The sequence below is a fragment of the Streptomyces sp. ISL-99 genome, from assembly GCF_018614005.1.
Classification (GTDB): domain Bacteria; phylum Actinomycetota; class Actinomycetes; order Streptomycetales; family Streptomycetaceae; genus Streptomyces; species Streptomyces flavidovirens.
Genome location: NZ_JAGGPC010000075.1, coordinates 1 through 12,628 on the forward strand (window position 1 = coordinate 1; position 12,628 = coordinate 12,628).

Genomic DNA, 12,628 nt, shown 5'->3' on the forward strand with positions numbered 1-12,628 from the left:
ACACCGCTCGTTTGACAGACCCCTGCTCGACGGCTTCGGGGCATGCCTCGCGCTTGGCGTGCTCGGCGAGCGCCCGGTAGATGCTGGCGACGGAGGGGTTCTGTCCCTTGCGCTTGCCGGTGGGGATGATCAGGTCAGGCTGGATCTGCTCGACGGACGCGCCACCCGCGCGGCGCAGGACGGTGTGGAGCATGTCGTCGGTGATGACCGGGGGCCGGCCGCCGTGCTGGCCCTTGCGGCCACGGCGGCGGGCCGAGCCAAACCGGCTACGACACGCTTTGGTCGCGTCAGAACCGCCTGTCCAGCGGCTTGTGCGTGGGATTGGCCATCAGCCTCGTGAGTTCATCGGACATCGGGAACTTCTCAGGTGGGATCGGCTGCTGGAACCACCGGGGGTAGGAGTTTTCGCCCACGCCGCCCATGAGCTTGGGGTCGTCGTTGCGGATCTACTGAAAGCCGTCGCACTGAGCCTTTTCCAACCTCAGGTTGAGGCGTGGTGAAGGACGAGGACGGCCTTCACAATGTCAGTGATGCGGTTGGTGCTGCAGCGGAGCTTTCGGAGCAGGCGCCAACCCTTGAGGATGGCCATGGCCTGCTCGCCGAGGCAGCGGATCTTGGCATGGCTGCTGTTGTGACGCCGCTTCCATCGCTTGAGGCGACGGCCAGGGCGGGCGAGGCCCAGAGCAGGCGTCCGAACGGATCGGTGAGAACCTGGATGTTCATGCCGTGGCGTTGTGCTTCCCCGAGTAGTACGGGGTGTCGGCGGCGATGCGGTCGATCGGCAGCAGGGTGCCGTCGAGGATGACGAACGCCTTCTTTCGGCTCGCCTTCATCGCCTCTGCCAGGGATGGGGCGCGAGCAGCGAGCACCTCGACGGTCTCGCGTATGTAGCGGTATACGGTCGCGATCCCGATGCCGAACCCGGCGTCAGGGCGTTCCCGCCGGATCACCTCGCGCCCGTTGAAGAAACCCGCGTGGCCTGCTCGGTGACGCGTGGGCGCCGCTGGCCGACCTGGAGGAGACCGACGACGCCTACCTCGTCCAGGTCGACCTGCCCGGGGCCAAGAAGGACGACATCACCGTCGAGCTGAACGCCGGCGAGCTGTCCGTGCACGGCGAGATCAAGGAAAAGGAACGCACCGGCGTGCTGCGCAGCCGCACTCGGCGCACCGGCCAGTTCGACTACCGAGTGCCGCTGCCGCAGGACACCGACGAAGAGCATGTCACTGCCGAACTCGCCGACGGCGTGCTCACCGTCAAGGTCCCCAAGGCACAGAAGACCAAGCCCCGGCGCATCGAGATCACCAGCTGACCCCACCTCCAGGAACCCGGCGAGCCCACCCATCGCGACGGGCTCGCCGGTGTCCCTGGTGGCCCTACCGGGCGATCCGTTCCCGCCCTGGCACGATGTGGTCATGCAGGTACGGTTATCCAGGGGTGAGTGGCTTCCTCCGCAGGTCAGCCGCCTGGAGGTGACGACCGTGTCGCCGGTCTCACCGCGTCCCGTACGCATCGTGGCCGTGCCGTGCACTCATGGGGCGGGCTCACTCGGCGGCGCCGTGCCGTTCATCGACTGCTCCGTCCAGACGGTCTTGCCCTCGCGCGTGTAGCGGGTGCCCCAGCGGTCGGTCAGCTGGGCGACCAGGAACAGGCCGCGGCCTCCCTCGTCGGTGCTGCGGGCGCGGCGCAGATGCGGGGCGGTCGTACTGGCGTCCGACACCTCGCAGATGAGGGAGGTGTCCCGGATGAGGCGCAGTTGGACCGGACCGGCCGCGTACCGGTAGGCGTTGGTGACGAGTTCGCTGGCGATCAGTTCCGTGGTGAAGGCCAGTTCCTCCAGTCCCCATGCCGACAGCTGCGACGCCGTCAGTCTGCGTGCCTGTTGCGCCGCGGTCGGTTCCTTCGGCAGGGTCCAGGTCGCCACCTTCTCCTGCGCGAGGACGCGGGTGCGGGCGACCAGCAGGGCCACATCATCAGTGGGGTGATCGGGCAGGGCGCTGCGCGTCACCGTCGAGCAGATGTCCTCCAGGTCGCGCTCCGGCCGGTTGAGGGCCGCGCACAGCAACCGGAGCCCCTCGTCGATGTCCCGTCGGCCGGATTCGATGAGTCCGTTGGTGTAGAGGGCGATGAGGCTGCCCTCCGGCAGTTCGATCTCGGCGGTCTCGAAGGGCAGACCTCCGAGGCCGAGCGGCGGCCCCGGGGGCAGGTCGGCGAGAGTTACGTTGCCGTCCGGCGTGACCAAGGCGGGCGGCGGGTGGCCCGCCCGGGCCAGCGCGCAGCAGCGCGAGATCGGGTCGTAGACGGCGTACAGGCAGGTGGCGCCGACGATCTGTTCACCGGTGGCCGGGTCCGCGGCCTCCCGCTCGTCGGCGAGACGGTCGACGAGGTCGTCGAGCTGGGACAGGAGCTCGTCGGGTTCGAGGTCGAGGCTGGCCAGGGTGTGTACGGCGGTGCGCAGCCGGCCCATGGTGGCCGCGGCCGGAACCCCGTGCCCGACCACGTCGCCCACCACCAGGGCGACGCGGGCGCCCGACAGTGGAATCACGTCGAACCAGTCCCCGCCGACGTCCGTGGCGCCACCGGCCGGAAGATAACGATGGGCCACCTCCACCGCCGGGTGCTCGGGCACATCGGCCGGAAGCAGGCTCCGCTGGAGCGACAGCGCCGCCTCCCGCTGCTGCGTGTAGCGGCGGGCGTTGTCGATGCAGACGGCGGCCCGAGCGGCGAACTCCTCGGCCAGCGTCAGGTCGTCCGCCTCGAACGGCTCGGGCCGGTGGGTCCGCCAGAAGCTGACGATTCCCAGCATGACTTCCCGCGCCACCAACGGCACCGCCATCAGGGACGGGGTGTTCGCACCCCGCGCCGACCGAGCGCGCTCGTCTCCGGTACGGAGCGGCTCGGCGGAAGCCCCGGTCGCCGCCTCCATGACGGGCTGCCGCTCGCTCAGGCAGCGCGCCTGTGGGGTGCCGGTGGCGAAGACCACCTGGTCGTTCCGCCGGTGCGTGTCCTGCCCGGAGTGTGGCGAGACGCCGCGCAGTGCCACCCTGCTCAGCGGCCCGGAAGCGTCCCGCGCCGGCTCCTCCCCCCGGACTACGGGTTCCAGCAGATCCACGGCCACGCAGTCCGCGAGGCCGGGCACCGCCACCTGCGCCAGTTCCTCCGCCGTGTGGACCACGTCCAGGGTGGTGCCGATCCGGACACTGGCCTCGTTCAGCAGAGCCAGCCGCCACCGCGCCCGCTCCCGTTCGGTGACATCCTCCACCATCTGGGTGACACCGAGGATCTCGCCGGCCGGGTCCTCCATACGGAACGCCGAGACGGCCACCATGCGCTCGCGCCCGGACGGATCGCTCAGCAGCCGTGCCGACTGCTCGGTGAAAATGAGCGGGCGGCCGGTTTCCAGAACCGAGCGCAAGCCGCGTTCGGCGCCCTGCGCGTCGGCGTAGACGAGGAAGTCGCTCATGTGCATCCCGCGCATCGCCTCGGCGGGGATGCCACCGAAGCCCGCGATCGTCCGGTTGACCCGCAGGATGCTCAGGTCCGGGGCGTGCACGGAGATACCGATGGGGCAGCGCCGGAACAACCCGTCCAGCAGCGAGCGGTCGATCTCCCACTGGATCACCTCGTCCGCCGACGCACCGACGAGGAACCATTCCTCGCCGTGCCCGGACCGAAGGACCAGACGTGCCCGGAAGGCCAGCCTTACACGCTGTCCGTCGCGCCGGCGCACGGGCAGAATCCCGAACCACCCCCGGGACCGCACACACTGGGCCACCGCGCGCCGCGCAGCGCTTCGGTCCGCGGCGTCCACGAGGACGTCCAGCCCCCCGTGGCCGATCACCTCCTGCGCGCCATAGCCGAGCAGCTCCCCGGCCAGAACGCTCCAGCCGACAATCGTCCCTCGCTGGTCCAGCACCGCCGTCGCGGCCCGGTGAAGCGCGAAGGGGTCCTCCGGGTTCTCGCTGAACGTTCTCACGGCGTGTCCATCACCCTCGTACTCGGAGGGCAGTGGCCGTTGCCGCGTCAGCTGCGCACCGGACCTGCCCGGGAGTTGTCTCGTTCCAGAACTACCAGGGCGAGCGTCGCGAAAGCCCTCGTAGAGGTCACGCCACGCATGCGAGGTGAGGGCAATGGGCCGACGCCGGTCCAGGCCGGCGGGCCGTGACTTGCCCGCACGGTGAGCGTTAAGGCGCGCCGCGGGCGCTGGGTGTGCGTGCCCGCGCTGGTGCACCACGGGGCTGGTGGTCGCCAGGCGTACGAAATCGTGCAGGAGGTGGCGCGCGTACACCCGCTTGACCGCTCGGTTCGTGAACGCGTTGCGCTAGTCGGCTCAGGAGGCCGCCTCGGGCTGGCTGGTGGATCCTCCGAGCGAAGCGCGGCGCGCCGGGGTCCGGTGTTGTGCGGGCCCCTTTAGCCTCGGCTCATGGCTGACATGTTCGAGCACACTCCTGAGGTGTGGACCGCAGCGAAGCTGCGTGACGCCCTGTCCGGTCTTCCCGATGCCACGCCTATCCACATCGGCGTCGCGGACGGTCCTGGTGACTTCGACGGGTACGGGGAGTTCGTCCTGGTCGATGCCGAGCCGGTAGAACTGGACTTGGCAGGTGAGGGGACCACACAGGACAGCCCCGCGGTTCAGTTCACGCTCTTCGCCGATGCCAAGGCCGACGTGTATCACCTCGACTTGGACTGACGGGTGTGCCGCGCGTATGGAGCGACGGGTCCGCCTCCGCTCCTGCGGTGGCTGTAGGGCCCGGTCCGTCCCTCGGGCGGTCCATGCCGGGTTCCCTGCTGCTGGCCGCTGCCGGGAGGGAGTGTCTCGCAGTAGTGCTGTGGGGGCGCGAGCGTTGCGCAGGGCACGCTGCCGCCATGCCAGGGATGGGGCGCGTTTCCTGGCGGAGGCAGGGCCTGCGAAAATGTCTGGTTCGAACAACCGGCGTCGCTTCGAAGAGAAACTCGACCGCGGCCGTGGTGGTTTCGGGTCGCTACCGGACTTGCGCCCGGTCGGCTGTGCGACCGCTTCTTTGCTGCGGGTGCCGACCAGTCGACTCCACCGACCTGAACTGACTCGGGCTGGCCGGACACCCCACAGGCCCCCGGGGGTTAGCCATGACATCCCCGGGGCCCGGCTCTTGGAGTCGCACCGTTCAACGACGATTTGCCCCCGGCGTTACGCGGTGGCCGGCTGCGACACTTCGAGAGCGTCGGCTACCGCCGGAGCCGTCCTCACCCAAGAACACGGCACAGCAGCTGAGCACAAAGTCCTCCCTGCCAACGTCGTTCTCCTCCGGCTCCCCACAACCTGAGTCCTCGAGTTGGTGGGCCGGGGTGCAGGGAGGCAGGGCAGGGCCTGTCCGTGCGGGCGTGGTCCGTGGCGCGGCCCCCGGCTTGCTCCCACTGAGCCCTTTCCAACCTCACGGATGGTGGATCGACCAGCGGGATGCGCAGGGCACCGACCTGCTCGAACTCCTCGACGCCGCCGGCGAGGACGACCGCGGGACAGAGAACCCGTTCCGCTGACGGAGGCGGAACATAGCCGAGGATCGCCGGTTAGCCAAACCGGCGATCCTGCGGACCATTGTTCCTCCCACCGCCACCCGCCTCGCGTGGAAGGAACCGCATGTCCCAGCCCCCGCCCAATCCGGTGTTCGCTCCGACGCCCGACCCGCTCACCCCCGACCGGGACATCACCCACGCCCACTTCCAGGCCGGCGACACGGTCGTCGTCCACGGCGGATGGTGGGCGCTGGGCGCACTGGCAGGAGCCGCTCAGGGGACCACGCTGCTCGCCGGGCATGTCGACACCCACGCCGGGCCCGGAACCTTCGCCGCCCTGCACTCTCTCCCTTTGAGAGCGCGAGTTGTGGTGATCGGCGCGAACGGACGGACGTACCCCTACACGGTCGTGGCCCGCCGCACCTACACACAGGCATCACTGCCGCCCGACCTGTTCACCCGCGACAGCGACCACCGGCTGGCCCTCATCACCTGCGCCGGCGCCTACAGCCCCGCATCCCACAGCTACGACAGGAACCTCGTTCTGTACGCCACCCCCGCCGCACAGGAGTCCCGCTCAACGACACGCCGCCGGTGAGCCGGTGCCGTCCTACCTGACTGCCAGTTTCCTCGGCATGGGAACTGCGGATTGGGGGACAGAGGGCGGTATGAGCAACGTCGTCATTACGTGCGGCCGCGCGGCCGGGCACGGGCCCGAGAAAGCGGTGTCTGCTTCGGAGTGAGTTCAGTGGGAGCACCCTTGGTGAAGAAGGTGCTCTTCCTGACTGAAACCGGTGCGCTCCTGACCGCCGGAAGGACCGCCCATGACTGGCACCCGGCGAAGCGGCTGACACTCTCGGCGAACAAACCCTCGACTACGAGAACAGCACGATGACCGCCCAGATCACTGAGGTCCACGGACGGCCGGCCGTGATCACCCTGACCGGCCGCCTGGACCAGACCACGGACTGGCAGCTGTGCAAAGTGGTCGCCGACTGCATGGCCCGCGACCTGCCCTTCGTCGTACTGGACCTGGCCTCACTCGACTTCTGCGACGAAGCAGGCCTCCACGCCCTGAGCGGCGCTGCCGCCGGTACGAAGGTCATAGGCGGCACCGTGCACCTGGCCGCCCCCGCCGCAAACCCAGCCGACAGGTGAGAACCAGGCAACAGCACTGCACAGCGTCCCGTGCCCCTGACTGGTGGTGAGTGAGGATGACAGGACGGCACGCCCGGAACTCGAAAAGGCGGGCGCTTTCGGTCATGCCACCCGGCCTGACCCGTCATGGCGCGGGATCCAGCCGCGCCGGAGAGGCTGGATGGCATGAGCGGTACAGACAGCGGTGCGTGGGAGAGTTTCGGCGAGCGGCTGGCGGAGATGGCGCGTGATCTGCTGGCACAGGAGAGCGTGCAGGAGACGCTGGACCGTATCGGCGTGCACGCGGTGAACCTGGTCGACGGGTGCGAGGACGCCGGCATCCTGACCATCGACCGTGGTGAGGTGGCCACGCTGTCCGCCACCAGCGACCTGGTCCGCGACTCCGACCGATTGCAGGGAGAGGTCGGCCAGGGGCCGTGCTACGACGCCACCCGCCATCACGGGCGGGTCTACCGGATCCGCGACACCGAGCACGAAAGCCGGTGGCCGCTCTACGTGCCCGAGGCCCGGAAGCTGGGCATCGGCAGCATGATCGGCTTTCTGCTGTACACCGCGGACGACAACCTGGGCGCCCTGAACCTGTACTCCCCACACCCGGGCGCCTTCACCGACCGGTCCGAGCAGATCGGCTGGCTCCTCGCCTCCCACGCCGCAGTCGCCTTCTCCAGCGCCCGCACCCACGCGCAGCTGAACACCGCCCTGGAAACCCGCCACGAGATCGGCGAGGCCATCGGCATCCTCATGGGACGGTACAAACTGACCGAAGACCAAGCCTTCGCCGTCATGCGCACGGCATCACAGGAACACAACATCAAGCTCCGTGACATCGCCCGCACCGTCACGGAAACCGGCGACACCCCACGTCCTGACCCGCAACTGGACGAGCACCCGCCGACCCGATGAGGTGCCGACCCCAACGGCCGAGCGCACGAGCCATAGGGAAGACTAATTATCCCCGGCGACCGGCCCGCGTCCGGCCGATGCTTCCGCCGCCGGGCCCCACTCTCAACAGCTCACGTTGCGGCATGCTCCCGTGCAGAGCAGCACTACCGCCCCGCCGAGTCGGCCAGGGCGGTAGTGGCCGACGAGCCGCTCCTCGAGCCAGCCCACCCCCAGGCCGGGCCGCCGTCGGGTTGCAAGGCGAGGTCGCCGCTGAAGAGCCCACAAGCGGGGTGAAGCGCTCGTTTTCGGCAAAGTCTCGCGATTTGCCTCGCCACTACACGAGTCACCTGTCCTGCCATCTCGGCCTCCCCTGTCGGTGCATCCTGAATTGCTCCCGCATCGGTAGATCCGATTGGTGATGTCACTGAAGGCGGCGTGGAACCGGAAGGCATCAGGCTTTGCTTCAGGACCGCGGGAAAAACCTCAGTCTTCGGCTTTCTGTATCAGGGCGGTGTAGGCGAGCTGCAAGGCGTCTGCTGCCGCAAGGGCAGTCAGAGCGCCGCTCGCGGTCTTGGTCGCCCGCGGCCACATCAACTGGGCACCGGTCAAAGTGGTCACGATCCATACGCTGAGGCAGAACGGGCAGCTGATCAGCTCCCCCGCGGTGTGCCTGCCCCGTTCACTGCTCGGCGTCTCATTCAGCTCCGCCGGTGCACCCGCAGATTCGACGTGAGTGAACGGAGCACGGATCGGACGCGTGACGGTGGCCTTGCCCACGAGCCTGCTGAGCCGGAAGGTGGCCGCCGCGGTGAGCAGCACGTCCCACGGATTCACCGACGCCGGCAGGGACCGCCCCATACGTCGCACCAACACCGTCCAACCCGCCGTGTAGCCACCGAATACCGCCATCGCGGCCAGGTGGCCCGTGTGTGGCCGCAGCCTCTGGAATGTGCTCATCGGTTCCCGTCTCCACTCTTCGGGCGGCTGTTCGCACGCCCACTGACATCCCGTACTCCATCGCGCGCCGCGCCCTGTCCGCCCAGGTTGCGCGCCCGCCCCTGCAAGAGTGCCCCAAAGCCATCCTCCGGAACCCGGCGTCAGCCTGCCTCCGTATGCCGCACGCCGCACGGCCGTCCATGCCGACGCCCCAGCTGACAGTGAGTGCTTTTACCCCGCGAGTTGCTGGTAAAAGCGCGGTAGTCGGCGCCGGAGGTAACCGATCCGGGGTCTTGAGTAGTTTCCGCCGCTCCGCAGTTGGCCCCTGCCCGAACCGTGGGACCTCCTCCACCGTGACGTCCAAGCGCAGCCGGGCGAATCTCATCGGGTGGCGCCAGGCGCCGCGGTCATGGCGGTGTCGGCTTCGACTTCCGCGACGAGTTCGGGCCCGACCAGGTTACGTCCAGGGGTTCGCGACTGCCCCAGCGGGAAGAGATGCGCACGCCGGTCCACGGGTGGCCGGGCCTGGCTGGGCGGAGGTGTTCGGCGATCTGGCGGGCGGCGTCGGGCCGCAGCGGAACCGTCCGGCCGGCCGGCCTCAGCACGCCCTCACGCGCGGAGCGTGACCGGGCGCCGGGTGTAGCCGGCGGATCGGGGCGGCGGCGCTGGGGTAGTGCGGTCGCGAGCTGCTCGATGGTGCGGCCGCCGGCGGAGGCGCGGCGTTGCAGCGCCTCGAAGGTCAGCCGCGCCTCCGACCAGACGACGAGCTCGCCGTCGAGGACCAGGCCGTGCGGAAGCTGCGACGACTTGTGAAACTCCGCCGGCGATCGAGCACGGCTACCGCGAGATGAACGGGGCCCTGAGACTGGCCCACTTCGAGGGCCGCACGTGGCCAGGCTGGCACCACCACGTCACCCTCGTCTCCGCCGCCCACGCCTTGTAACCCTCCAGAGACTGGCCGGAGTCCCAAAAGAAACGGCACCGGCCTGACCCTCTACCGGATCGTCCGCGAACTGCAGGCCCTCCTCGCAACCTGGGCCGGCGCCTGCCCCACCTGTCACCGCAACACCCACACTCACATCAACCTGACCAGGTCCTACTAGCGGTGCGTCCAAGTACGGCGCGAGCCAGGCCGCCGAGCGTTTGAAGGCGTCCGCGGTCGCCTATCGGTGGGCGCGGCACGCCGGGCTCGTTCCTGCGCGTCTCCTCCCGGCAGTGGTCGCGGGGTGCCGTGGAGGCGATGGCTGAGCACAAGCAGTGGCGTCCGATGCAGCGGTTCACCAGGAATTACGCTGCCACCCACCGGGCCGTCGCCAACCTGGTCTTTGACCGTGCCGCCCAGCGCGCCGCCCGGCACAAGCCGAGCAACGAAGTGCCCGTCGGCTCGATGGCCTGCTGAACTGCCCACCAGACGGAAACCCCCGGCCAGCACGCCCACCATCCATAGCGCACTACACCGTTAGCCCAGGGGAGGCTTGGAAGTGTGGGCGGGCAGGGCGTTGTCCGAGCAGGAGATGCCCTTGTCGGGCAGCGTGCCGTTGAGCAGGTAGCGGGCTGTGACGTTATTGACGCACGGGCCCTTGCCAAACACGCCGTGGCCGTCGGCGTCGTTGGTCAGCAAGGCCGAGTTGGTGATCCGCTCGGCGGCGGTGCGGGCCTCCTCGATCGGTGTCGCCGGGTCGCGGGTGTTGTTGACGATGAGAATGGGCGCAGCACCCTTGGCCGTGATCGGGTGCGGCAGCATTGTCGGCGGCACCGGCCAGTGCCGGCAGCGGTCCTCGAACAGCATGCTCTCCCCCGCTACCGGTGCGACCTTGCGCAGCTCGGCGAGCGCCTCATCGGTGAGCTGTGTTCGGCGGTCCGGCTCCGGCATCGCCAGGCAGACGATCGCGGCTTCGGAGTCATCCAGGCTGCCGTACTGGCCGGTCTTGGGGTCACGCTCGCGGCCTTCATCGACCAGTTGCCGCAGCGGGGCAGCGGAGTACCGCGGCGAATGCCGCCTCCAGCGCCGGCCACTCCTGCGTCGAGTACATCGAGTCACCGATCGCGTCGCGGGCGATCGTCTCGGTCACCGGCCGGGCGGGGCCATTCGGCCGGGTCGACGACGGAGTCGAGCACCATGCGGCCAACGTTGCGCGGGAAGTGTTCGGCGTAGACCTGGCCGAGCTCGGTGCCGACCAGTGATGGCCGATCTTCATACCCCCCAGGCCGGGGACGACCACGCCAAGGACACGGACGTGGTGGCGCTGCTGATGCGGCAGCACGGCGACATCCGCAACCTCTTCGACGAGGTCGAGGCGGCGACCGGTGAGGAACGCCGGGACGCGTTCCGCCGCCTGGTGCGTCTTTTGGCGGTGCACGAGACCGCCGAGGAGGAGATCGTTCACCCCTTCGCCCGGCGAAGCCTGCCGGGTGGCGAGCAGGTCGTCGAGGACCGTCTCGCCGAGGAGCGCGCCGCGAAGGAGATGCTGGCGGACCTCGACGACATGGACACCGACGACCCCAAGTTCCTGCCCCTGCTGCAGGCCCTGCGTACGGACGTGCAGGAACACGCACGGGCCGAGGAGCGGTACGAGTTCACCCACATCCGCCGCAGCACCGACGCCACGAACCTCGCCGCCATGGCCAAGGCCATCAAGGCAGCCGAGGCCATGGCCCCCACCCGGCCCCACCCGGGCGTGGAATCCGCAGCAGCCAACCTGGCACTCGGGCCCGTCGCCGCGCTGATGGACCGCACCAGGGACGCCGTCCGCAAGGCCATGGGCCACCCCTGACCCACACGACCGGGGCCCTGGGCCGGCCCAGGGCCCCGGTGCGGGCCGCGTCATCAGAGGGGCGGGGACTCGAGGCCGGGAGACGAACCGGCGCCGGGCCGCACGACGTACGAGAAAGAGAACGGCATGAGTGAGCAGACACCCTCGCAGGCGGAAGGCACCCCCGACGAGGAGGAGCCCACTACCGCAAGTCGCAGGGGGCGTGACCACGGCGTGCCGATCATCACCACGCCGCACGCGTCCCGCCGCCTCCAAGGGCTGCACGGATTCTCCCGAGCGGTGGGCCTGCGCACATGACAGACCCACATGCTGACGCGTGACACGACGCAGGTACGGGTCACGGCGCTGCCGGGTCGGCACGGTTCCCGGGTGGCACAGAGATTCATCCGCCGGTGCTGGGCAGTCTGCTGGAGTCGGCCCGGTGCGCGCTCCGCCGTCGCTCCGTGTATACGTAACCGGTGATACGACCGTGTTTCCCGGCCTCGCGGAGATCGCCTGGCGCTGCCCCGACCTGCACTTGGCCGTGCTCCACCTGGGTGGAGCGACGCTTCCGGGCGGCCTGCTGGTCACCATGGACGCACAGCAGGGTGCCGACCTCGTTCCGGGCCGTCCGCCCGCGAAGGCTGCTTCCGGTGCACTACGAGGAGTACGGCGTCATGCGCGCTCCCCGCTGTCCGACTTCCTCGCGGAGGCGGACCGCAGAGGCTTCGCCGCCGACGTGGTGCACTGCGGGCGGGGCCGCAGTGTTTTCGTCGGCTCCGGTGCCCAGGAGGTGACTCTCCTCCCCCAGCACGCCCGGCCATGACCGGCGGCTCTCCGGCGCGGAGCCGCCCGGCGGGAGCCGCCCGGCCACCCGCTTGTCCAGGGTCAGGTCGCTGTCCACCGGTGAGGCGGCCCGTCGCGCCACTCGACCCAGCGGGGATCGTCCAGGACCGTGTTCGGGTCGATCAGGCCGGCGGCTTCCAGGAAGACAACCAGGTCGTGGTCGGAAAACGCCAGCCCAAGGATCTCGTCCCGGCCGTGCCGGTGCAGCGTCACTCGCCGGCCACCCGACCCAGACGGCCGGTGCACGACGATCGGCGCACCATCCATACCAGCCACACTCTCGCGGCCAGGCTGACACGGCCACTCACGCCCACAGCAGCAGAGGCGTGGCCCTGCCGGGTGGGCCGGGGCAAGCCTCCCGTCGGCCCCGAGGCCCTCGATAACCAGTCCCTCCACGCCCGGCTTCCGTCCAGGGTTCCAGCCGCTTCTGGGGGGCGCGGCGGTCGTGATAAGCAAGTGCGCGTGCTGCCGGGCACTCTGCACGGCGAGCCGGGGGCGGGAGAAGGCCCAAACCACTCATTCAGCGATGAGAGGGCTAGGTGTACTGACCCGTGAGG

The 12,628-nt window shown here is 69.5% G+C and carries 14 protein-coding genes and 2 pseudogenes; 9 read left to right on the forward strand and 7 right to left on the reverse strand.

Translation table 11 applies throughout. From position 1 onward, the window contains the following. The 3 genes and pseudogenes from J7E91_RS32545 to J7E91_RS36505 form a co-directional block, all read right to left on the reverse strand. A pseudogene (locus J7E91_RS32545) lies at positions 1 to 193 on the reverse strand (hypothetical protein); the annotation flags it as partial. Positions 194 to 481: 288 nt separating this feature from the next. Continuing rightward, a pseudogene (locus tag J7E91_RS32550) lies at positions 482 to 926 on the reverse strand (IS5/IS1182 family transposase); the annotation flags it as partial. Between the two features lie 20 nt (positions 927 to 946). Continuing rightward, positions 947 to 1,114 (reverse strand): hypothetical protein, encoded by a 168-nt coding sequence (locus tag J7E91_RS36505; RefSeq protein WP_251016601.1) that lies wholly within the window; start codon positions 1,112 to 1,114, stop codon positions 947 to 949. Here J7E91_RS36505 and J7E91_RS32555 point away from each other — a divergent pair. Continuing rightward, a complete protein-coding gene (locus tag J7E91_RS32555) occupies positions 1,052 to 1,312 on the forward strand; it encodes an Hsp20/alpha crystallin family protein (RefSeq protein ID WP_251016603.1) in 261 nt (86 codons plus the stop codon). The two genes, J7E91_RS36505 and J7E91_RS32555, sit on opposite strands and share 63 nt — an antisense overlap. A gap of 219 nt (positions 1,313 to 1,531) precedes the next feature. On the opposite strand, the gene J7E91_RS32560 is transcribed toward J7E91_RS32555, so the two are convergent. Beyond that, complete coding sequence (locus J7E91_RS32560; protein WP_214910521.1) at positions 1,532 to 3,976, reverse strand: SpoIIE family protein phosphatase; 2,445 nt, start codon at positions 3,974 to 3,976, stop codon at positions 1,532 to 1,534. Between the two features lie 447 nt (positions 3,977 to 4,423). Between J7E91_RS32560 and J7E91_RS32565 the strand changes: the two genes are divergently transcribed. The 4 genes from J7E91_RS32565 (at position 4,424) to J7E91_RS32580 (ending at position 7,557) form a co-directional block, all read left to right on the forward strand. Further along, positions 4,424 to 4,693: a DUF6225 family protein gene (locus J7E91_RS32565; RefSeq protein ID WP_214910524.1), complete on the forward strand. Its 270-nt coding sequence runs from the start codon at positions 4,424 to 4,426 to the stop codon at positions 4,691 to 4,693. A 927-nt stretch (positions 4,694 to 5,620) separates the two neighbouring features. Next, positions 5,621 to 6,094, forward strand: coding sequence for a class F sortase (locus J7E91_RS32570; RefSeq protein ID WP_214910526.1), 474 nt, complete (start codon positions 5,621 to 5,623; stop codon positions 6,092 to 6,094). Between the two features lie 293 nt (positions 6,095 to 6,387). Beyond that, positions 6,388 to 6,654, forward strand: coding sequence for an STAS domain-containing protein (locus J7E91_RS32575; protein WP_214910527.1), 267 nt, complete (start codon positions 6,388 to 6,390; stop codon positions 6,652 to 6,654). Positions 6,655 to 6,819: 165 nt separating this feature from the next. Then, positions 6,820 to 7,557, forward strand: a complete 738-nt coding sequence (locus J7E91_RS32580; RefSeq protein WP_214910529.1) for a GAF and ANTAR domain-containing protein — start codon at positions 6,820 to 6,822, stop codon at positions 7,555 to 7,557. 462 nt (positions 7,558 to 8,019) lie between these two features. On the opposite strand, the gene J7E91_RS32585 is transcribed toward J7E91_RS32580, so the two are convergent. Continuing rightward, the gene (locus tag J7E91_RS32585) at positions 8,020 to 8,445 is read right to left on the reverse strand and encodes a DUF1360 domain-containing protein (protein WP_251016602.1); all 426 of its coding nucleotides are present in this window, start codon (positions 8,443 to 8,445) and stop codon (positions 8,020 to 8,022) included. Positions 8,446 to 9,712: 1,267 nt separating this feature from the next. Here J7E91_RS32585 and J7E91_RS32595 point away from each other — a divergent pair. Beyond that, the gene (locus J7E91_RS32595) at positions 9,713 to 9,871 is read left to right on the forward strand and encodes a hypothetical protein (RefSeq protein ID WP_214910533.1); all 159 of its coding nucleotides are present in this window, start codon (positions 9,713 to 9,715) and stop codon (positions 9,869 to 9,871) included. Between the two features lie 60 nt (positions 9,872 to 9,931). Here J7E91_RS32595 and J7E91_RS36510 read toward each other — a convergent pair whose 3' ends face one another. Beyond that, entirely contained in the window at positions 9,932 to 10,513 is a 582-nt protein-coding gene (locus tag J7E91_RS36510; RefSeq protein WP_214910535.1) for an alpha/beta hydrolase, read from the reverse strand. Between the two features lie 142 nt (positions 10,514 to 10,655). On the opposite strand from J7E91_RS36510, the gene J7E91_RS32605 reads away from it, so the two are divergent. The 3 genes from J7E91_RS32605 (at position 10,656) to J7E91_RS32615 (ending at position 12,051) form a co-directional block, all read left to right on the forward strand. Continuing rightward, positions 10,656 to 11,246, forward strand: coding sequence for a hemerythrin domain-containing protein (locus J7E91_RS32605; protein ID WP_214910537.1), 591 nt, complete (start codon positions 10,656 to 10,658; stop codon positions 11,244 to 11,246). Positions 11,247 to 11,372: 126 nt separating this feature from the next. Beyond that, complete coding sequence (locus J7E91_RS32610) at positions 11,373 to 11,543, forward strand: hypothetical protein (protein WP_214910539.1); 171 nt, start codon at positions 11,373 to 11,375, stop codon at positions 11,541 to 11,543. A gap of 172 nt (positions 11,544 to 11,715) precedes the next feature. After that, positions 11,716 to 12,051: a hypothetical protein gene (locus J7E91_RS32615; RefSeq protein ID WP_214910541.1), complete on the forward strand. Its 336-nt coding sequence runs from the start codon at positions 11,716 to 11,718 to the stop codon at positions 12,049 to 12,051. Between the two features lie 62 nt (positions 12,052 to 12,113). On the opposite strand, the gene J7E91_RS32620 is transcribed toward J7E91_RS32615, so the two are convergent. Beyond that, entirely contained in the window at positions 12,114 to 12,338 is a 225-nt protein-coding gene (locus tag J7E91_RS32620) for a hypothetical protein (protein ID WP_214910543.1), read from the reverse strand. Positions 12,339 to 12,628: the final 290 nt, after the last annotated feature.

Bases quoted from the DNA above. Each gene is read 5' to 3' on its own strand.
- J7E91_RS32610 (WP_214910539.1), top strand. From the start codon at position 11,373: ATGAGTGAGCAGACACCCTCGCAGGCGGAAGGCACCCCCGACGAGGAG.
- J7E91_RS32585 (WP_251016602.1), bottom strand. From the start codon at position 8,445: ATGGCGGTATTCGGTGGCTACACGGCGGGTTGGACGGTGTTGGTGCGA.
- J7E91_RS32605 (WP_214910537.1), top strand. From the start codon at position 10,656: ATGGCCGATCTTCATACCCCCCAGGCCGGGGACGACCACGCCAAGGAC.
- J7E91_RS32575 (WP_214910527.1), top strand. From the start codon at position 6,388: ATGACCGCCCAGATCACTGAGGTCCACGGACGGCCGGCCGTGATCACC.
- J7E91_RS32565 (WP_214910524.1), top strand. From the start codon at position 4,424: ATGGCTGACATGTTCGAGCACACTCCTGAGGTGTGGACCGCAGCGAAG.
- J7E91_RS32570 (WP_214910526.1), top strand. From the start codon at position 5,621: ATGTCCCAGCCCCCGCCCAATCCGGTGTTCGCTCCGACGCCCGACCCG.
- J7E91_RS32595 (WP_214910533.1), top strand. From the start codon at position 9,713: ATGGCTGAGCACAAGCAGTGGCGTCCGATGCAGCGGTTCACCAGGAAT.
- J7E91_RS32620 (WP_214910543.1), bottom strand. From the start codon at position 12,338: ATGGATGGTGCGCCGATCGTCGTGCACCGGCCGTCTGGGTCGGGTGGC.
- J7E91_RS32580 (WP_214910529.1), top strand. From the start codon at position 6,820: ATGAGCGGTACAGACAGCGGTGCGTGGGAGAGTTTCGGCGAGCGGCTG.